General features: G+C 53.9%; 18 protein-coding genes. 5 read left to right on the top strand and 13 right to left on the bottom strand.

Annotation, left to right across the window (positions count from 1 at the left end; genetic code table 11):
* Positions 1–44 precede the first annotated feature (44 nt).
* The 4 genes from F1E05_RS11270 to F1E05_RS11255 form a co-directional block, all read right to left on the bottom strand.
* Entirely contained in the window at positions 45–584 is a 540-nt protein-coding gene (locus F1E05_RS11270) for a hypothetical protein (protein WP_150048498.1), read from the bottom strand.
* 305 nt (positions 585–889) lie between these two features.
* Positions 890–1,765, bottom strand: a complete 876-nt coding sequence (locus F1E05_RS11265) for an endonuclease/exonuclease/phosphatase family protein (protein ID WP_232056633.1) — start codon at positions 1,763–1,765, stop codon at positions 890–892.
* 158 nt (positions 1,766–1,923) lie between these two features.
* Positions 1,924–2,493 carry a hypothetical protein gene (locus tag F1E05_RS11260; RefSeq protein WP_150048496.1) on the bottom strand — a complete coding sequence of 190 codons (570 nt, stop codon included), beginning with the start codon at positions 2,491–2,493 and terminating at the stop codon, positions 1,924–1,926.
* 198 nt (positions 2,494–2,691) lie between these two features.
* On the bottom strand, positions 2,692–3,735 hold the full coding sequence (locus tag F1E05_RS11255; RefSeq protein ID WP_150048495.1) for a DUF2235 domain-containing protein: 1,044 nt from the start codon (positions 3,733–3,735) through the stop codon (positions 2,692–2,694).
* Between the two features lie 506 nt (positions 3,736–4,241).
* Between F1E05_RS11255 and F1E05_RS11250 the strand changes: the two genes are divergently transcribed.
* Positions 4,242–4,688 (top strand): beta/gamma crystallin domain-containing protein, encoded by a 447-nt coding sequence (locus F1E05_RS11250; RefSeq protein WP_150048493.1) that lies wholly within the window; start codon positions 4,242–4,244, stop codon positions 4,686–4,688.
* Positions 4,689–4,846: 158 nt separating this feature from the next.
* Here F1E05_RS11250 and F1E05_RS11245 read toward each other — a convergent pair whose 3' ends face one another.
* From F1E05_RS11245 to htpX, 3 genes are all read right to left on the bottom strand, one after another.
* On the bottom strand, positions 4,847–5,035 hold the full coding sequence (locus F1E05_RS11245) for a (2Fe-2S)-binding protein (RefSeq protein WP_150048491.1): 189 nt from the start codon (positions 5,033–5,035) through the stop codon (positions 4,847–4,849).
* A gap of 284 nt (positions 5,036–5,319) precedes the next feature.
* Positions 5,320–5,547 carry a DUF2835 domain-containing protein gene (locus F1E05_RS11240; protein ID WP_150048489.1) on the bottom strand — a complete coding sequence of 76 codons (228 nt, stop codon included), beginning with the start codon at positions 5,545–5,547 and terminating at the stop codon, positions 5,320–5,322.
* 45 nt (positions 5,548–5,592) lie between these two features.
* Positions 5,593–6,468 (bottom strand): protease HtpX, encoded by an 876-nt coding sequence (gene htpX, locus F1E05_RS11235; RefSeq protein ID WP_150048487.1) that lies wholly within the window; start codon positions 6,466–6,468, stop codon positions 5,593–5,595.
* 108 nt (positions 6,469–6,576) lie between these two features.
* Here htpX and F1E05_RS11230 point away from each other — a divergent pair, with 108 nt between their 5' ends.
* The 3 genes from F1E05_RS11230 to F1E05_RS11220 all read left to right on the top strand — a co-directional run bounded on the left by F1E05_RS11230 (position 6,577) and on the right by F1E05_RS11220 (position 9,027).
* Complete coding sequence (locus tag F1E05_RS11230) at positions 6,577–7,683, top strand: PQQ-dependent sugar dehydrogenase (RefSeq protein ID WP_150048485.1); 1,107 nt, start codon at positions 6,577–6,579, stop codon at positions 7,681–7,683.
* On the top strand, positions 7,680–8,297 hold the full coding sequence (locus F1E05_RS11225) for an NUDIX domain-containing protein (protein WP_150048483.1): 618 nt from the start codon (positions 7,680–7,682) through the stop codon (positions 8,295–8,297). Before F1E05_RS11230 ends, F1E05_RS11225 begins: the two co-directional genes overlap by 4 nt.
* An 88-nt stretch (positions 8,298–8,385) precedes the next feature.
* The gene (locus F1E05_RS11220; protein WP_150048481.1) at positions 8,386–9,027 is read left to right on the top strand and encodes a response regulator transcription factor; all 642 of its coding nucleotides are present in this window, start codon (positions 8,386–8,388) and stop codon (positions 9,025–9,027) included.
* Positions 9,028–9,152: 125 nt separating this feature from the next.
* Here the strand turns inward: F1E05_RS11220 and F1E05_RS11215 are convergent, their stop codons facing one another.
* The 6 genes from F1E05_RS11215 to F1E05_RS20260 form a co-directional block, all read right to left on the bottom strand.
* On the bottom strand, positions 9,153–9,929 hold the full coding sequence (locus tag F1E05_RS11215) for an HAD family hydrolase (RefSeq protein ID WP_150048478.1): 777 nt from the start codon (positions 9,927–9,929) through the stop codon (positions 9,153–9,155).
* 76 nt (positions 9,930–10,005) lie between these two features.
* A complete protein-coding gene (locus tag F1E05_RS11210; RefSeq protein WP_150048476.1) occupies positions 10,006–10,221 on the bottom strand; it encodes a DUF2905 domain-containing protein in 216 nt (71 codons plus the stop codon).
* Positions 10,222–10,412: 191 nt separating this feature from the next.
* Complete coding sequence (locus F1E05_RS11205) at positions 10,413–10,676, bottom strand: YceK/YidQ family lipoprotein (RefSeq protein ID WP_197737356.1); 264 nt, start codon at positions 10,674–10,676, stop codon at positions 10,413–10,415.
* Between the two features lie 593 nt (positions 10,677–11,269).
* Positions 11,270–11,794: a hypothetical protein gene (locus tag F1E05_RS11200; protein WP_150048472.1), complete on the bottom strand. Its 525-nt coding sequence runs from the start codon at positions 11,792–11,794 to the stop codon at positions 11,270–11,272.
* A gap of 7 nt (positions 11,795–11,801) precedes the next feature.
* Entirely contained in the window at positions 11,802–12,887 is a 1,086-nt protein-coding gene (locus F1E05_RS11195) for an Ig domain-containing protein (RefSeq protein ID WP_190303113.1), read from the bottom strand.
* Positions 12,884–15,511, bottom strand: coding sequence for a vanadium-dependent haloperoxidase (locus F1E05_RS20260; protein ID WP_190303112.1), 2,628 nt, complete (start codon positions 15,509–15,511; stop codon positions 12,884–12,886). The genes F1E05_RS11195 and F1E05_RS20260 overlap by 4 nt, the downstream gene beginning before the upstream one ends.
* Positions 15,512–15,874: 363 nt before the next feature.
* Between F1E05_RS20260 and F1E05_RS11190 the strand changes: the two genes are divergently transcribed.
* Positions 15,875–18,943, top strand: a complete 3,069-nt coding sequence (locus F1E05_RS11190; RefSeq protein WP_150048469.1) for a cytochrome c3 family protein — start codon at positions 15,875–15,877, stop codon at positions 18,941–18,943.
* Positions 18,944–18,991 lie beyond the last annotated feature (48 nt).

Below are 18,991 nucleotides of genomic sequence, written 5' to 3'. Positions count from 1 at the left end.
TGCTTTCGGTTCAAAGCAGCTAGCCTAGCCGGACTGCCGCCGGGTCAAGGATATTCGCTCAACACGTCATCCTCGGCATAAAAGCGGTTTTCGGTAATCACGTCGGCGCTGATCTTGTTTTCCAGCAAATTGTCCACGTCGGTCGTAATGCGCTCTATCATCGCCGGGGCTTGGCCGAGTGCTTGTGCTCTTTGCAACGCTCGCCCCCATATGGCGACATGGCGGGTGTGGATGCGGCGGGTGGCGTTGTTCTTGGCCCATTCGGCGGCAATGCTGCGTCCCAAGTGCTCCAGCTTCGCTTCAAGCTCCGTGCGGTTCGAGTCGTCAGGCAGCGGTTCCAGCAGGTTCCGCTGGATTTGCTCCCAGCCGCTCGGATAGATATCCCAACCCTGGTAAAAACGTGTGACCCACAGTAAATATTGCTCCAGGGTTTGCCGCCCGGCGTTGACCGCGTCTTGCCGGTAACTTTTGACGAAGTAATCGGTGCCGGACAAGGCCGATTGCGCATCGGAACGCTGCACGGCGCGATCGGCGCAGCCCGCGGCCGCTATTAGCAATAGACAAACCAATCGCCGTATACGCATCGCCAATCACCGGATAGTCGTGTAGAGGCTGGCGATTGTCGGCGTCGAGCGTGACAAGTTGATGACCTTGTGGTTACCGGATGTTGACAGGACGTCGCTCAAGCGCATTGGGATTTCCGGCTTGCCGGCCGCGCCGTCTTTGTTTAGGCGGGGCTTGGCTCCGGTGAAAAATAACTGCTCGAAATTATTTTTCCCGCCAAACAATTCATGCTTCGACAAGGCTCTGATGAGCGGGGACGAAGGGCTAGGAACGAACGGAAAAATCCTTACCTTGCGACATAGGGAAGTTGTTTGCAACCATATCCTTAGCAGGTTTCGAAGCGGGCCAGATAACCGAAATGGTCCGATACGGTCGGGTAAAAGCGGTCGTTGAAAATCGCTTCCATAGCGCTCACTTTGATCGGTTGACCGTTGCGTTTGAAAATGTAATCGATGCGCTTGGGCGGACTGTGCCGCCAACCGTCGATCTGGCCGCGGAAGGTCGGTTCGTAAAACCGTTGCGGGTGTAGTTCGAAAAACTGGTCCACGTACTCGCGGTTGCCGACGATGTGGTTATAGGCGTGCTCGCCGGCCGGGGCGTTGAAATCGCCTACCATCAAATCGGCTCTGACACCGAAATGGCGGCGCGATTCGATCAAGCCGCGCAGCCGACCGTATTCCTCGAAAAAACCGTGGTGCGCCCAGCTTAAATGCACGTTGGCCACATGCAGCAGACCGAACCGGGGTAAGTCTATGCAGCTGAGCGTCACATTGCGCGACATATAGTTGTCTTTGCGCCGGCAATAGGACACGTAATCCGCATAATTGTGGTGCATCGGATGGCGGCTGAGAATCGCCGTGCCTTCCCGCCAGCGCTGAAAGCCGACGTGGCTCCAATCCTGATGCTGATGGTACCAATGGCCCCAGCTGCGCAAGCGCCGGCAAATCCGAAACGCCATGTTGGAAGGGGATTCGCCGTAGGGACGAGTGATAGGATCGTGCAGATATTCGCCAACCTCCTGAAAACACGCTATGTCGACCCGTAAATGTGCCATCGCTTCGGCAATGATCCGCACCTCGCGCTCGTGCAAATGCATGGTTTCGAAACTGCAATGGCGAGGATGTTGTTGGTAGGTATGCAGATTCAAAGTCAGCAGCGAAAACTCCATGGCGCAAAGCAAGGCGAACGGTGGGGCGGCCATTGTAAACGGCGTTTGTGACGGAAAGGCGGGGGTGGCTGCAAAAGGATCGCGTTTTGCCAAGTCGGACTAGATTAGCTTGAGCGTTGTAGATTGGCGTTCGATTAGACAGGTAATAGGTTTGTATGCCAACCGGCAGGCGGGAAATTTAAGGGGCGGATTTAAGGCCGTTTACGCAAAATCAGACCGATCATGGCGGTGCAGGCTGCGGCAACCGCCGCCGGAAACAGTACGGTCGTCCAGGAATAATGCTCCAAAGCCAATATCACCAAGATGTTGCGCAGCAAAAACAGCGCGAAAAATCCAGGCGATTCCGAATCAGGTTGCCGGTAAGCTTTACGAAAACTGGGGGCAAAACCCAGGATGTCAACCGCCGTCAGAATTAATACCGCGGTGAAAGCATCGTCGGTCCAGTGCCACAGCGGCAATGCGGATAAGGCGGCTAAAAAGAAACACCAATCGCTGGGAGCGATATCTAACGCCTTGCGTTGCCGGTAAGCCAGTACAGCAACCGTGATCGTCAGACTACCGGAAACTCCTATAGGCCAGGCGCCGATTCCGCCGTGTTCGGCCAGTTGAGCTAGAAATACCGAAAATGTGGTTATCCCCCAGATCACCCAGGAAAACACGTGGGCTAGCACGCGGCCCTGGGCGACTGCACGGAGGTAAGGCAACAAGGCGGCGATAGTCAACGCTATCGCACAGGCGCTGATGAACGGTTTGTAGAGCATCTGTTTGAACGATGTTTAGGCTTGGCGTGATGACGCGAAGTTGGGAAGAGTTTTAAACACGCTGCTCATCGATTGCGGATCGGGAGGCTAGGCTATACATCGGTAATTTGCGCAATACGTCCGATTTGGGTAAAGCAGCGAGCGATGCGATTCGCTACTTTACCTGTTTGGCCGGTGTTAACGCGGCGAGGTGTGGGGTTATCGGCGCCAATAATCGCCGTTGGCTTGAATGCGTGCGACCTTTTCCGCGATGTCGGGTTCCGCCAGTAAGCCAATCTCGTTTAATTTTCCGTAAAACCAAGCCGGCCAGTTTTTAAAGACTTTGCCGGGAAGGTCGATCAACGCGGTTGCCGGCCATTTCACTGCGATCAACGTGGCATATTGGTAATAACGGGTTTGCGAATTGTGCGCCGTCTCCGGGCTCGGACTCAGCTTGACTTGGGTGCTCAGACCTTGTTTGGTGGCTTGATCCGCCATCCAAACCAAGGCTTTATCGGATAAGCCGGTTTCCGGATACCCGCCGCCGACGTCCGAATGCACGCTGGGGAACCATTCTTCGATAAAGTCTTGGGGGTTATGGTTGGCTCCCAGTTGCCACAAGGTCGGGCGGAACGGCCAGCGGTGTTCGTCGGCGGATATGGCGTGGCTGGCGCTCAAAATGCTGGAACTCAGTTTAGTGTCGTGAAAACGGCAGGAGAACAGCAAGTCGCACAAATAGCCTAATATCAGGCCGTAAGGCGCGCCTAATGCGCCTACCGTATCCCAAACGCCCAGGAAACGGATTTTTTCGCCGCCGTGGGTGAATTCGCTACGGAATTGTTGGGTTTTGGGACCGGTTGGATGCCAATCCGGGGATTTGTCTTTGTAGCGTGCGTAGGTTTGGTTGACTTGGTCGAAATGCTCGCGCCGCAAGATGCCCATGTTATGGATCAATCCGGCCAGAGAGCGGGCGGTATAGGCACCTCGGCTAAAACCGAACAAATAGATTTCGTCGCCTTGGTTGTAATTGCTGCATAAAAAACGGTAGCCGCTTTTGACGTTCTCGGAAATCCCCCAGCCGAACATGCCTCCCATCATCCTATCGTACCAATGCGTGCCTACTCCTTGGATGTAATGCACGACTTGCGGTATCCCCTTTTGGTCTTCCTGCAGGGTTGCCTCGAATAATTTGGCAACATTGGTAGGGTTTTTGTCCGGTTCGTTCCATGTGCCGTCGCAAAAGACCACAAGTTTTTTCTTCATAACACCCTCCGCTTTCTTATTGATTGTTGTTGATGGAAAAGGGTATCGAGAACGCGTTAGGCTGGGTGGGCAATGCAAAGCACGGTTTAGCCCGTAAGTTCGCTTCTCTAATGGGTAAGTAAATTGCGATTAATTTAACAGAGTCGCTTGACAAATGTCACTAAATAAGTTCCTTGACATGCCGCATGCTTATGAGAAGCGAAGCGAATTGGCTGGGTTTTTATGGATATTTTTCACGATTGTTAGATCAAATTAGCGTTTCTACTATGGTTGGCTTCGAAATGATGCGAAGAAGGGGGTTGGCTTAAATGATGGTGCAATTTTCTGTACGGCGACACGGTTAGGTCTATACAGCGTGAACTTTTGATCGATAATGAAGCGGCTGATGAAATTGAGCCGCAGCCTTTACCGACAAGAGGACATAGATACTGAGGCCGCCAACTGTCGAGCATGTAGACGCCGATAGCCGACTATCGGTATTTCGCTTCATGACCAGGAGACCGGCGATGAATAATCCAAGCATTAAAACAATATGGGGAAAAACGATAGTACTGATAGGGATATTGGCGACGAGCGTCAGCTCGACTCAGGCCGAGGATGGCTGCTGGGCGGATTTTTTCTCGGAAAGCCAGTATGGCGGAGATTCCTTCAGGCTAAAGGGGACGCAAAGTTTAAACAATTTGCGCAATGTTCAAGGTAAAGACTGGGATTCCCGGATAAGTAGTTTAAAAATAGGACCCAATGCGCGCGTTGTGCTATTTGAAAATTTGAATTTCAAACTGACTCTAAAGGAAATGGAAAAGTACCCGGAATTGCTGAAATCTTTGGGTTTAACCGAAAAAGACGCGATGGAAGATAAAGAGTTGTTGTTCGGTGCGGACTCTCACATCCACGATCTTAGCGATTTTAATTTCCGCAAAAAAACGCGTTCTTTGCAGATAACTTGCAACTAAGCGGTTCGGGTTGAAGGAAGGGATAGAGGCGAGACACAAATAGCGCGAGGACAAACGCCTGACAATATGCCGTTTTGATTGTTGGGATGAAAATTTAAGCCGTTGCCGTTGCCGTTGCCGGCGGCCGAGCACGCGGCAACGCCTGATATTGAGGTTTATCAGGCGGGTTGCGCGAGACTGGGCTGATATAGCTTTTCGTCCAGTAAACTTTTAATACTTTGGCTGCATTTACCGCAAACACCGCCGGCGCCTGTGCATTGCATCAGCTGCCGGCGGGTACAAGCGCCTTGAGCTATAGCTTGCGAAACTTGGCTATCGGTAACGGCTTTACAAACACAAACGTACATGGGAAACCTCACACTTCAATTGTTGTGATTAATGATAACTATTATCATTTAATTGTAAAGAGGTAGGTGCAAATTTTTTTATGGATTTCGAAAAATATGCTAGACGCGTAGCAGCTTGGCTTACCTGAGCTGTAATCGAACGGATGGAAGTCTATCCGGCCCATTCGGTATCGAAAAGAGCGTAGGGCTTTGGATAACTGTGTGTTTGCGGGATTTAATTTCAGGAAAGTCGCTTCCCGTAGGAACTATCGGACAAGGAATCCGCAATGCCCTTGGTTTCCTGTCTAAGCAAGTTTTCTAAGCGCAATGAATTTATTGCGATCGGTAAGCTCCATCTCGAACCTGCCTTGAATGCCGGATCGAGTCAGAAAGCGTCGGATGTTTCCGGCGGGGAAATTGAGGCTACGGCCGTCCTCGGCGACGACGGTGATCGATTGAGTAAAGCCTTGATAAACGCTCAGGTAGCGCTCGTAATCGATGTCGATGGAAAATCGAATGAATTGACGTGGCATGGACTATAAGAAAGGGTCGGCCGTAACGACCGACCCTGCTTTTTGTTAACGTTGGCTTTGCAATGCTTCGATGCGTTCTTCTAAGGGCGGGTGGCTCATAAACAAGCGCTGTACGCCGCCGCCATTGATGCCGAATGCGGCTAATTCACCCGGCAGTTGGGGCTGCTCGTGAGAGCGTTGCAGCGCACGCAGCGCGGCAATCATTTTTTGCCGTCCTGCCAGTTGTGCGCCACCTGCATCCGCACGGAATTCGCGGTAGCGGGAAAACCACATGACCAGCATGCTGGCCAAAATGGAAAGGGCGATTTGCGCCAACATTTGGGTTACATAATATGCCGGTCCGTAGCCGCGTTCGGTTTTAAATACGGTACGATCGACGATATGGCCGATTATCGTGGCGAAGAAATATACAAAGGTGTTGACCACGCCTTGCATCAGCGCCATGGTGACCATGTCGCCGTTAGCCACGTGGCTGATTTCGTGTCCTAACACCGCTTCAACTTCGTCGGCGGACATCGTTTGCAATAAACCGGTGCTCACCGCTACCAGAGAGCTGTCCCGATTGGCGCCGGTCGCAAACGCATTCGGTTCCGGCGCGTTAAAAATTCCAACTTCCGGCATACCTATTCCGGCTTGCCGAGCCAGTTTTTCCACGATGTTGACCAGCCATTGTTCAGTTTGATTTTGAGGGCGCTCGATAACGTGCACGCCCATGGCATTTTTGGCCGACCACTTGGACATGAATAACGATATGACCGATCCCGTCATGCCGATGATGGCGGACATGACCAGCAACGCGTCTAAGTTAAGGCCGACGCCTTGAGCGTCTAAGGTACTTTTTAAGCCGAGAACACTGAAAATAATACTGATGGCTATCATGACGGCCACGTTGGTAGCTAAAAACAGCAAAATTCTTAACATATTAATTATCCTTATAGTGTGGTGATGGAAGCGAGTTGGGTATCGATTGCTCGATTTCAAGAGTTGGAGTGGTAATATGGCGCAAAGTTTATTGGAGGGGGCTAAAAAATGAAAGGATTGAGTTGGGTGCTGTTTTTATGGGCATTTTCATTGAATATAGCCGCCAAACCCGAGCACGACGCGGTGTTGAGCCGCTTGCGCCTGCCTTACGGATTCAAAATATCCATTTTTGCCGACGATGTGCCGAATGCCCGGCAAATGGCATTGGGCGACAAAGGTGTGTTGTTTGTGGGCTCGCGAGAAGGGCAAGTGTACGCTCTGCGCGATGCTAACGGCGATGGTGTGGCCGAACAGCGTTTTACCGTGGCTGATAATCTTTATTTACCCAACGGCGTTGCCTATAAAAGCGGGGCGCTTTACGTTGCCGAAGTCAATCGTATTTTGCGATTCGACGATATCGAGTCTCATCCGGAGCAGCCGGGAGAGCCGAAAGTCGTCTACGATACATTGCCCACCGATAAACACCACGGCTGGAAATATCTCCGTTTCGGGCCGGACGGCAAGCTATACAGCGCTATCGGCGCCCCTTGCAACATTTGCAAGCTTGAAGACAAGCGTTTCGCCTCGCTGTTTCGGATCAATCCGGACGGCAGTCAATTTCAAATACTCGCAAGCGGCATTCGCAATACCGTGGGTTTTGATTGGGAACCGGGTTCCCAGTCTTTGTTTTTTAACGAAAACGGTCGCGATTATCTGGGTGACGATGCGCCGCCTGACGAGCTAAACAAATGGACAGGCAGTCACGAACATTACGGTTTTCCCTATTGTCATGCCGGGACGATACGCGATCCGGAGCTAGCCGAGGATAAGGCCTGCGTTCAATTCAAGCCGCCGATCTGGCGATATAAAGCGCACGTCGCACCGTTAGGCATGCGGTTTTATACGGGGAATCAGTTTCCGGAGCAATATGCCCGGCAATTGTTCGTTGCTCAGCACGGATCGTGGAATCGGAGCCAGCCCCAGGGATATCAAATCGCATTAGTCAAATTTCGTTCAGGACAACCTGTTGACGAGCAAGCTTTTATTAGTGGGTGGCTGCAGCCGGACGGGAAAGTTTTGGGGCGGCCGGTCGATGTATTGCAGACGCCGGACGGCAGTTTGCTGATTAGCGATGATAAATTAGGCGTCATTTATAAGGTTGAATACAAAAAGTGACCACCAAACGCTTTCAAATCTTGAATCAAGAAACCGCCTACCAAGGCTTTTTTCGGCTGGATCAATACACGGTCACGCATACCTTGTTTAAAGGCGGTTGGAGCGAGCCCATTACTCGAGAATTGTTTCGACGGGGCAATTGCGTCGCGGTCTTGTTGTACGATCCCGATCTCGACCAAGTCGTGTTGATTGAGCAGTTCCGCGTCGGCGCGATATTGCAACCGGAAAAAGCCTGGATGGTGGAAATTGTGGCCGGCGCGATCGAACCCGGCGAAAGTGCGGAACAGGTGGCATACCGGGAAGCACAGGAAGAATCCGGCTGCCGGATTCTGGATTTGATCGAAATTCAGCGATTTTTTACCACGCCGGGCGGTTGTTCGGAATACATCACCTTATTTTGCGGTCGGGTGGACGCCCGTACCGTCGGCGGAGTGCACGGTTTAGCCGACGAAGGCGAGGATATTCGGGTGTGTGCCGTTGAGTCTCACGAAGCCTTTGCGCTGCTGGAGCGCGGGGAGATAGAATCCGCTATTCCGATTATTGCCTTGCAGTGGTTATATATCCACAAAGACAAGTTACGCACCCGCTGGCTTGAGTCGGCTCTAGCCGATTGAGCGGCTAGTGACTATGCTTACACTTTTATATTCCCCCCTTCATTTTTTGTGTCGTCGCCTATGCTCACCGAGCGCCTAAGTTTTTGCCGTGGCTAGTATCCTGATTCTTTCCAATAACCCCGAACTTATCGCCCCCTGGACGCATGCTTTGATCAATCAGCATTCCGTTAACCGTTTGCTCAATGCGCATAAAGAGCATCAGGCCGATGTTGTCATAGTCGAAGCAAAGAAATTGGACGAAGACGCTAGTCTGTTCGGTCTGTTGAATAACAGACAAGCGCGTTATCTCGTTATCGGCTCATGCTGGCCGGAGAATAAACAAATCGAGGTGTTTGCCCGCGGCGCGGCTGGCTATTGCGAGGAAGCCGAGGCTTCCGTCGTTTTATTACGGGCTGTGGACAGCATTCTCAAGGGTGACGTTTGGATCAAGCGTGCGCTGGTTCCCAAAGTCATCGACGTATTATCGGGCAAATACGCTAGTCATGGCGGCAAACACTCTTCCCCGGTCGATAAAGACCGGTTGGTACGCATGGTCGAGTCGTTATCGGCCAGAGAGTTGGAGGTTGCCGAAATGATTAGGCAAGGAGAAAACAACCGCACTATCGCAACCGCTTTGGAGATTTCCGAACGCACCGTCAAAGCGCATTTGTCGTCTATTTTTCGAAAATTCGAGGTGGACGACCGGTTGCGTTTAGCGATTCGCTTGAAAGAGCTCGAATCGTTCCGCTAGTTTTTAGGCTATTTGCACATGTTTTTCAGCTGCGTGAATGTCGCAAAATGACCGTTTTTAACCGAAAAACAGATTTCCAGATTAGAAGATATTAACGTGTAGTTTGTTTCTTCGTATTCCCGTAATCAACCTGCAGCATCTTCATTAACCGGCCCGGCGCAAAATTGCTGCAACTCGATAGGTTTGATTCCCAATTGCGGGGCTAAAGCTTTGTCTTCTCGCGTGTTGTAACCCCATAGTGCCAAAAACAATTGACTGCCGGACAATTCAGCATCGTCTTGCACTTCGCGTAGGGCAGGCAGGCGGTCTTCCACAAAATGTAGCGCGCGGTACGAGTGCCCGGCCATTAACTCTTTGAGAATTTCGGGTTTGCGCATGTTGCGGTCCAGCCCGTAGATGCGTTGATCGGCTAAGTCGATGCCGTTAGCGCGTAAAATTTTGCGGACGAAGCGCTCTTGTTTGGTGGTCACAATAAACCAATTGTCGTAGCGTTGCAGATTGCGCAATTTGTCAACCACCCCGTCGAACAAGGGATTCATGCCTATCCAGCCGCTTTTGTCGTAAGCTATCCAGTTATCCCGGGTGTCGCCGAATAATTGCTTCAACTCGGAGACGGTGACTTGAGTTTGTAACAGCAATTGTTCGGTTTTTTGCGGATATTCTTGGTAAATGCTGCCGATAGTGTCGCCGACGTGCAACATGCGCATCGCCAGAATCGCTTCGTATCCCGTTTCTATAATCGGGCGTATCCGGCGGAATTTGTCCACTAGATCCTCCGGCATGTCCGAGCGCATGTCGGGCCACAGTTGGCCGGCAGCTTTCCAGCCGGTTATTGCGGTTTCGACTGCGCTATTGCAGATAACGCCGTCGAAATCGAAAGCCCATAAGGTAGAAGAAATCATAATGCTGGGTGCTTGCGTCTGGTAGGGGAAGAAAAACCGCCTATTTTAACTGAGTGATTAAGCGAATCGCAGTCTGTCACTTGCGCAACCACAGAGTTACGATCAAGGATAGTATTAAGCTGATGACGACCATCGAAGTAACGGGCAGGAAAAAATAGCTGTTTTGATTTTCGATGCGTATGTCTCCCGGCAGACGGCCGAACCAGGCGAATAGCCACGGAGCGTACTTAATCGCCAAGCCAAGCAACACGATAGCTAGTCCGCCGCTGATCAGCATTCGACCCAAGTCCATCTATACCTCTTAAGAACGGTTTTATACGGAACGTACAATCTATCAAAATTCGCTGGATTTCTTGGCGTTGCTTCAAACAACCGAGCGGAAGCTTAAACGCTGTGTTTGCGGTTAAAGGAGCACTAGCCTTTGGGTTGGCAATTTCTGCCGATAGTTTCCGGCCCATCATACGCAAAAGTGGTTTTGCGCGGTCAATGAAAAAATTCGGTGCAGAGCGCGAAGGGCAAGAATAAGGAGTCCAAGGTAAAACTAAGCGGCAAATCCGCTAAAGGGTATGCGGGAGGCTTGACGTTGAATTTTCGTAACGCGATGGCGTTTTCGGTTATCGCGGCCCAGTCCAAGCGGGTACCGCTGTAAATGTATTGGCGTTGAAGCAACGGGGTTTCGGTATCGTTTAAGGTATTGAATGTGGCGCAACCCCACAGGCTGGTTAGACAAACCGTTTGCCAGGCCAATAGCCTGAAACCCCGAGCAGTCCTGAGTCTCGCTGTTGAAAGGCGCTTGCTGCACCGTGTATTTATTGGCTTGTCGAGGAAACGAGGCATTTTGTTTGTTGAATTGTCGGTTTTATCCATGCCTGTAGTCTTTTTAAAGGAGGCAAATCGTCCATCGAAAAAGGGGGATTTGCCATCGACATAGAGTTTTGGCGCTAGTGCTTTTCATTGGTCCCCGGGCGGGCTGATCGGAGTGTCAATCACATCGTAAGGAAGCTTTTGCCGCAAATGGCGTCAGCGAATCAGGCGTAGATTAGGCGATTTTCGGCGGAATACATACCGGATTGACGGGGCTTTTCGTTCATTTCGGACAGAGCATACTCGTAGTGCGCCGAAAAAGCTTGATTGGCACAACAACGCGCGGTAAGGGAGATTTATTTCCGCTGACGTTGGCGTCGTTTGGAAGGCCGATTTACCGCTGTATGTTAGGGTGTTCATCGGCAAGGACCGGAGTGCGCGAAGACGCCGATATGCGGCTTGTTGCCGATTGTGGCCGAATCTAGCCTTGAAGGGGATTGCGCCGCTCAGTCGCTACGGTATCGCTGCAAGCAGCTTCATTCGGGGTCGCCTTCGAACAGATAATCCAGCTGCAGGCTACCGGTCTTGCTGCTGTATTCGGGATAAGCCAGTTTGGCTTTAACCGAGATCTTGCCGTTCAGCACCGCGCCGCTCTTGCTCAACTTGCAGCCGGCTTTATAGCTTTTCAGCAGGAGAGAGGTTTTCAGGCCGGTTTGCGCGGCCAGGTCGTTTTTAATCGTGCTGATGATCTTGGCTACGCTGTTGCCGTCTAAAACCAATTTGCAACGTTTTTTCTGTTCGCTCCAGCTGCCGATCAATTCGAATTGGTCGCCGCTTAAGCTAAAACTGTGATCGGGCGCAAATTCGGCGTGCAAGGCTTCCAGGCTTTGTTTCTTGAGTTGTGCGGTTTTTGCGCCGAGACTGGCTTTTACCGACAAAACACCTTGAATGTTCCAGGGGTGGCTATCGAGCGCGGCATAAGCAGTGGGCGTGGCCGCTGTCAGCGTTAACAACGCTGCGAGCAATAACCGCGGCAACAACGGATTCAAATAGTTGTTCATAGATAAATCAAAGGCAGGTACAAATCTTGACGGCGATGTCGAAACTCTGGCTGGCGTTGCCGCCTTTGCCGTCGCTGACCTTGAGCACAACCCGGCTGGTAGCGCCGTCGTGATGCGGTTGCATCGGCGTCCAGCCGATCAGGCCGGTTTCGGCGTTTATGCTCATGCCGGACGGTGCGGTCGTTAAGCTGAACGTCAGAGCGTCTCCGTCCGGGTCGTTGGCCTGCACCGCGTAGCTGTAAGCGCGGGTGCCGGTAGCGCTGGTGTTGGCCGTAGAGGTGATAGTAGGCGCACGGTTGCTGACGCTGCCGCCGGTTTCGCTGACCGTCAAGGTGATGGTGTCGATCAGGCTGTCTTCGTAGCCGTCGTTGACTTGTAAGCTGATGCCGTAATCGCCTGTCAGATCCGGGGTAAACCGGGTTTGCGCGGCATCGGTCTGCTCGATGGCGGCAGCGCTGCCGGTCGGTATGGCGGATAAGCTCCAGCGATAGCTTAGGGTTTGCCCGCTGTTGGCATCGGAGGATAGGTTGCCGTTCAAGCTGACGATGCCGTTTTCCCACACCGCTTTGGCAACCGCGATGGGACGCTGATTACCCGCCGGCAAGCGGACCAAGTCGTAACTGACGCTGAAGTGGGATGGGTCGGACGGCGTGTATTGTTTTTTAAAAACCTTGCCGGCCAAAAGGGTTAGCGTTTGAGTGGCCGCCGGGCTGAACGGATGGGTGGCTGCAAAACTCACCGAAACCTCGATTTGTTGACCGGCAGCCAATTGGCCCTGTTCCATGACGACACGGTAAGGGTAGCCGTCTATGGTTTGCCCGTCGGCCTCTGTGACGGCTAAGGAAGTAGCGGGCGGCGAAGTATTTTTCAGTACCCAGGAAATCGGCGCAGCTATCGCCGAATCCGAGAGGTTTTTCAAGGTGGCGTTTTGCCGGTAGGTTCTACTGGCGGCATCGTATACCGGAGTGTCCGTTTGCAGGCCAAGCTGTAAACTGTGCAACAGGCTAGGCGCCGCGTTCGCTAACTGAGAGCATAGGGCTAAGCCTAACGGTGCCAGGCGGGTCGTTGTTATTCGGCCGGGGTTGATATTCATTGGGCGCTGCCGTCGAAATAAGACTGGGCTTTGCGAAACGCGGCTTTGCCGATTACGCTGCCGGCCAGACGGCCGGCGAAGTCGTCCGTTTCGATATGGATTCCACCCCATAGGCGGGATTGACCGGCTTGATCCGACATGTCGTAGTAACCCGCCCATTGCAAGCGGATGTTCTCGGATGGGCCTTGTTCGTGGATGAGATAGCTGTTTTTGGCAAATACAGTTTCCGCAAATCCGCCCGGAAAATACGGGCTACCGGTAATGGCGGTCAGTACTTCCGCCGCAGACCGACTGAAGGTGCTGTGGCCGGAGCAATAACCCGGAAAAGCCGGGGTAACGAAGGTCTTGCGTTGATAAGGTACCCAGGCTTTGCCGAGTACCCAGCGGACGCCGCTGTATTGGTTGTGGATGTCGTCCGGGCTGCCCGGCCAGGCCAAAATGGCGATGTCGCCGATCGTTCCGCCGGCTTGGGCCGTTAGCAAATGCGCGTGGCGTTGGCCGCTGGCGGCCGATTCGGCGCTGATTAATTCCACCAGGCCGTCTTCCAGCGGTATGCCCTGCGGATGGTAGGAGGGTAGGGTGGCATCGGAAGATTGGCCTAACTTTGCCATATAGCGAATCATGGTGATGGGACGGGCGCTATCGTAAATGCGTTTGGCGCCCCAGGAAGCGATGGCGGCGTCGTGGGTGGCGCCGTTTAAGGCGAAATAGGTTTTTACGTCCCATTCCAGGCGGTCCAAACTAGGTCCTTGCCCGGCGAATCGATGAGTGAAGCCGGCGGTATCGGCTACTTGGTTGGCAATCAAATTCCAATGTCCGGGCGGCGTTTCCGAAGTTGGGCCGTCGGCCCAGTATTCCGCCAATACCCGGCCGAAGTCGCCACGTTTGACGATTTGCGGTGCATAAGCTTGGCCGGTGACCGGATTTTTGGCGTAACCATGGCCGTCGTTGCTGCCCAAGGCGTTGTTGCCTAGGGCAGCCGGGGAGATGTCGATGGTGGTATCGTCGTCGGGGCTTAAGTAACCGGACATGCGTACAACTTGTAAAGCCTGTCGTTTGTATTCGCTGTCGCTATCGGTTCCCAGCAACGGCGGCCGCCCATAATCCTGCTTGTTCAGCTCCTCGCCGGCGTTTTGGCTGGCGAACGGGCTGACGGCGCCCCACTGCGAACCGATGAAGGTCTGGATTTTGTCCGGTAGCGGGATGCCGTTTTGGGTCACGGTTTTATCCAGTGCCAAGGGTTGCCAGCGGTTAGGATTCAACTGATAAGCAGGGTCGCTCGCATCGGTGAGGAAAATGTCCGGTTCTTTGACGATCAACGGTTTGTTGACCGCTTGGTAACCGGAGTCGCTGTAATTGCCGGCTTGATTCGAACCGTCTTCCATGCCTGCGGCCAATATGCGTGCGGCGATGCGGTTGCCGACCGCGGCCGGGTTGTTTGCTTGACTGTCGGTATAAGCGGGATCCAAGCCCAAGCGACTCATCAAGGCGGCGAATCGCTGTTGCGACGTGGCGTAACCCAAGGCTAAAGGGGACGAGTAACGGGCCGCCAGTATCCGGTAAGCGGCGAAGCTGATGGCTATTTCCCGGTCTTGTTGCGGCGTGTCCGATACGATGCGTTCGTCGACGAAATAGCCTTTGCCGATGTCGTCGTAAGCTGCCCAGGCGTCGTACATGGCGGCCGACAGATGAAACAGGTTGCGGGCGTGTACCGGCGGGCGCGGCGTATCGATGCGGATGGCCGCCAGATTTTCTTCGTTCCATTGTCTGGCTATGCTGAATGCCGATTCCGGCTTGACCCCGCAATAATGGCTGGCGACGCCGTTTTGGAAGGTATGGCCGCTGACTTGCAGATTGTCGGAAAGATTCAAGCGCTCGCTCAAGCCGCAATGGGCTTCTCCTACCACGCATTGGGCGAAGGCCTCCGCGTTTTGCGCTGAGGCGCAACGGCCGGGAAGTGCGTCGGCCAGATCGACGCCTTCGCAAGCCTTGGTCAGCTTGGCGACCGCCTTGTTGCGGGCTTTGTTCAGCGCAACTGAGGTTGTTTCCAGACAGGCCGCCAAGTCTTCGCTGGATTCCATCCGATTTTTCTTCAGGCTCTTGGCGCTACGCCGTAAATAATCGGCAAATTCCAATTTTTGCAATTGATTCAGGGTTTGTGCCGCCGCATTGCGGCATTTTTCCCCGGCGCTATCGGTTGCCGTCGCCAGTGCGGAATTCAAGTCGTCGCCGAATAGTTGCTTGAGCAAGTTAGTCGTGGCGTTGATGGCTTCGCTGCTATTCGGGCCTATTTCCGGCAACAGTTCGCATTTATTCGCCAATACCGCTTCGGTATGCATTTGCGCCTTACGCAAGGCCTTAGTCGGACTGGATAAACAGCTTTCCGGATCGGCACCGCTGCGTTGGCTTTTCTTCAAACACGCGGCCGCATGATTTCCGGCCAGTCTGAACACCTTGGCATGGGCCGCTTGCAAGGCCGAAAAGCATTGCTTTTGGCTCTTTTCCATGGCCCAAACCGACTGGGTCGATAGGCTGAAGATCAGACAAATAAAGCCAACGGCAAACAAAAATTTACCCGGGATTTGCGGGGCGGGGTAGCAGGACGAAATGAGTGGGCTGTGCATAAAAGCGGGGCTAGGTGATCTAGTGAGTCTTATAGCGACAGCAATATGTGGACCATTTAAAGAGCATCGGCAATCGATGCAGCGGTACACGGCCGAATCCTGACTTCGATAGCCGAGTTTGCGTCATATCCCTTGGTGTGCTGAGTTATATCCCGCAATTTAATAATCGCCGTATGCCGGCCGGAGAATGTTTGTAACTCGGTTTATCCCGACAAACTGCAGAGAACTAACGCGTTTCTTGAGTCATGGTCCGCTGTTTGCTTTGCAACTCAAATACCCGGATGCGGCCACCGTCGGCAGGTGTGGTCACTTAGAAAATCAGCAAGCTAACTTCGTTTAAGTTAATCCGCAAGGGAGATCGAATTGCATACCGTATATTTGCCGCTACCGATGAAAGTAATGGGGCCGCTATTCATTCTGCTAGGGATGCTCTGCGCGGCCGAAACCGCTTTCGCCAAGCCTAAAGCGGTCAAGGCGGTTAACGTCGCCGGCGCTCTCAAGCTTTCGATCAAGAGCAACGATAGCCAAGTGGTCGTTTACGACGATTACATGAATCAGGAAATCGCCCGGTCGACTACCGCTAGCGGCAAAGCCGAGTTATTGCTGGAAGATTTGCCGGCTCTGCCGTGCCGGGTGCGGGTGGAATCGGGCGGAAAAGCGCTGGTCAAGCCGGTAAAGGGTGCAACCGGGTGCAAAGGGCGTGACGCGCCGCCGCTATGCCAAATCATCCGGCCGGCGAATGACCAGGTCATAGCCAACGGCGCCACTTTGAGTTTTATCGGCGATGTGAAACGGGCCAGAAGCGCGTATTTGCGCTACGAATGGGATTTCGGCGGCGCGGCGGACGCGCGTCCCACCGGCAAGGAAACCGGGCCGGTCAGCTTTAATCTGGCACGCGATGCCCGGTTCTGGGTGACCTTTACCGCATCCGACATCAGCGGCGCCCGCTGTTCGGACCGCGTATTGATTACCGCCGGCTCGCCGCCGGACATTCCGGCCAAAGTCGCCGAGCAGACGCAAGTCGGCAACGGCATTGCCGGCGACGGCTACGTGGTTTTGCCGTTCACGCCGTTCAGCATGGAATTCCACGACCTAAGCTACAAGGGCATGCCGCAAATGTACCCGATCAACTGGCTGGACGCGGTCGTGCTGAAAAAAGGCTCGGTCGGCGGCGACAAACCGGTGTTCATGTCGCAAACCGATGTGCAGGTGCGCTTCTCGGCGGCCTCGAACCCGGCCGACCCGGTGGGCGCCGGATCCATCAATTCGACCAGCCAGAACTATCCGGTGGGTAGCCGTTATGCGCAGGCGACAATCAAAAAATCCGATTTTTACGATCCGTGCGAATTTACCGGCGGCAACCAAGGCGTATACGGCGAACCGACCGAACGCGGCAAGCTTTTGGGTACGGTGAAAGGCACGGGCCACGTGATTAACTCGGCAACTTGCAGTTTCGGCCAATTCAACCAGTTCGATCCCGACAGCGATGCCAACACCTTCGGCGCATACGAAATTTTGCCGGACGAAGGGCAGCGTTATTACGACGGCACCGCCTATTCGATTTGGGAAGGCGAGGTACAGACGTGGTTAGGCTATCTGCAGCCGACCGGTGTGGCCATGCCGGGCATCGTTAATCCTTATCACGCCAACGATCCGCAGGCTTTCAACGTATTCGACGCCGAGCGCAACGTGTTCGAAGCCGACGGCATCGTGTTGTTTCCGACCGACGATCAAGGCCGGCACAATCCCTATCCTCTGATGCGGGTACAGGCGGAAGCGAACGGCAAGGTATTGGCGACAGGCGACGCCGTGGTCGGCGTCAGTACCGAATTCAACTGCGCCGATTGTCATAGCTACGGCAAAATCGGTGCCGACCAAGCCTTTTACGACCAGCTGCGCCAAGACGTAGCCAATGCCGCGGAAGGCAGTGAGCTGGCCAAATACAAAGGATTCGCAATCAAGATCCCGACCTTCGTCAAACCGGAGGATTTGGATGCTCAACGTAAGGACGAACGCGACGTGATCGAGCAGGCGGCCATGCGCAATATCGCCTTGCTGCACGATTTCACTTATTCCTTTGCGCGCGGCTTGAACGATCCTCCGTCCTGGATGAGCGAGGCGGCCTGGCCCGGCTGGACCATCATGGGCCGGCCGGCGACTAACGGCACCCAAGATGCTTGCGGCAATTTCTGCCACCGCTCCGACCCTAAAGTCAACGAGAATTGGGAGCCGATGCAGGCGGATTGGGTATCGGCCGGCGGCGGTTCCTGTCCGGAATATTCGAATTCCTTGCACAACACCCACGGCCGCATGTTGGGAACGTTAAACGCCGATTACACCGGGAGTTTGGAACGTTTGCCGGTCAGCGGCGGCTTCAAAATGGCCGATTTGACCCAAAAACTCGATTCGGCTCATCCGCTACTGTTTCAGGTTAAAGATGCCGGCACCCCGGAAGGTAGTTGTTTGTTTTGTCATCAGGGCAAGCGCGACAAATACCAACGCGACGTGATGGCGGCGGCGGGCGTCAACTGTATCGATTGCCACGGCGACATGGTGGTGCAGGCCGGGGCCAGCGCCATGGTATCCCGGTCGACCTCGGAAAATCCGCCGGATAACAACCTGCCTATTAAATTCGACGAATATCCCAGACACCCGTATCGGGACGGCTTGCCGAGCTGCGCCTCCTGCCATACCGGCAACGGCGACGAACCGGTACTGCGGCGCAGCTACGATATGACCACCGGTAAATTCGTCATCCTGGAGGCGAAAAACGAACGGTTTGCCGAGAATTTGACCCCCAAGCTCAGCAGCGTCGGCGGGTACCATCCCGTGGAGGTCAGCGAGGACGGCCAAGCCTGTCCGTTGGGCACTTATACGGACACTTTGAGCGCGGGCAACAACGTTTGCGAACGCGGCCTGTTCCGCAACAGCGTGGATCGTCACGGCGCCTTGCCTTGCGCAAGCTGCCACGGACCGACCCACGCTACCTGGCCTAATCCTAGTCCCTACGCCAACGACAACGTCACGGCCTTGCAACTGCAAGGGCATACCGGCACGATTTTGGAGTGTAACGTCTGCCATAGCGACGACGCATTCAAAACCGGCGCGGTGGACGGGGTGCGTTACGGCACCGGCATCTTGGCCGGCCCGCACAACATGCACCCGGTCAACGACCCCTATTGGTGGCAAGACACTCAAGGCAGCGGCCATGACGGCGGTTATCACAATCAATTCGCCAAAAAACCGGGCATGGGCGCGGAGAGCGATCAATGCGCCGCCTGTCACGGGGCCGACCACAAGGGTACCCGCTTGTCGAAAGCAGCCGTGGATAGACGCTTCAGCAACGGCAAAGGCAAACCGGTGTCCATCAAAGCCGGCCAATATATCGGCTGCGATGTATGCCATAGCCTGGAACAAAGCTTTCAAAAGTAAACGAGTGCCCAGCCGATTCCGCCGCCCGGCGGCGGAATCCATTAGTCA

The sequence above is a fragment of the Methylomonas rhizoryzae genome (genome assembly GCF_008632455.1).
In the GTDB taxonomy this organism is placed as follows: domain Bacteria; phylum Pseudomonadota; class Gammaproteobacteria; order Methylococcales; family Methylomonadaceae; genus Methylomonas; species Methylomonas rhizoryzae.
The sequence above is the reverse complement of the archived record's forward strand: the minus strand, read 5'-3'. Positions and strand labels throughout refer to the sequence as shown.

What these genes read in the sequence shown, in the direction of transcription:
- F1E05_RS11270 (WP_150048498.1), bottom strand. Translation starts at nt 584, where the DNA reads ATGCGTATACGGCGATTGGTTTGTCTATTGCTAATAGCGGCCGCGGGC.
- F1E05_RS11265 (WP_232056633.1), bottom strand. Translation starts at nt 1,765, where the DNA reads ATGGCCGCCCCACCGTTCGCCTTGCTTTGCGCCATGGAGTTTTCGCTG.
- F1E05_RS11260 (WP_150048496.1), bottom strand. Translation starts at nt 2,493, where the DNA reads ATGCTCTACAAACCGTTCATCAGCGCCTGTGCGATAGCGTTGACTATC.
- F1E05_RS11255 (WP_150048495.1), bottom strand. Translation starts at nt 3,735, where the DNA reads ATGAAGAAAAAACTTGTGGTCTTTTGCGACGGCACATGGAACGAACCG.
- F1E05_RS11250 (WP_150048493.1), top strand. Translation starts at nt 4,242, where the DNA reads ATGAATAATCCAAGCATTAAAACAATATGGGGAAAAACGATAGTACTG.
- F1E05_RS11245 (WP_150048491.1), bottom strand. Translation starts at nt 5,035, where the DNA reads ATGTACGTTTGTGTTTGTAAAGCCGTTACCGATAGCCAAGTTTCGCAA.
- F1E05_RS11240 (WP_150048489.1), bottom strand. Translation starts at nt 5,547, where the DNA reads ATGCCACGTCAATTCATTCGATTTTCCATCGACATCGATTACGAGCGC.
- htpX (WP_150048487.1), bottom strand. Translation starts at nt 6,468, where the DNA reads ATGTTAAGAATTTTGCTGTTTTTAGCTACCAACGTGGCCGTCATGATA.
- F1E05_RS11230 (WP_150048485.1), top strand. Translation starts at nt 6,577, where the DNA reads ATGAAAGGATTGAGTTGGGTGCTGTTTTTATGGGCATTTTCATTGAAT.
- F1E05_RS11215 (WP_150048478.1), bottom strand. Translation starts at nt 9,929, where the DNA reads ATGATTTCTTCTACCTTATGGGCTTTCGATTTCGACGGCGTTATCTGC.
- F1E05_RS11210 (WP_150048476.1), bottom strand. Translation starts at nt 10,221, where the DNA reads ATGGACTTGGGTCGAATGCTGATCAGCGGCGGACTAGCTATCGTGTTG.
- F1E05_RS11200 (WP_150048472.1), bottom strand. Translation starts at nt 11,794, where the DNA reads ATGAACAACTATTTGAATCCGTTGTTGCCGCGGTTATTGCTCGCAGCG.
- F1E05_RS11195 (WP_190303113.1), bottom strand. Translation starts at nt 12,887, where the DNA reads ATGAATATCAACCCCGGCCGAATAACAACGACCCGCCTGGCACCGTTA.
- F1E05_RS20260 (WP_190303112.1), bottom strand. Translation starts at nt 15,511, where the DNA reads ATGCACAGCCCACTCATTTCGTCCTGCTACCCCGCCCCGCAAATCCCG.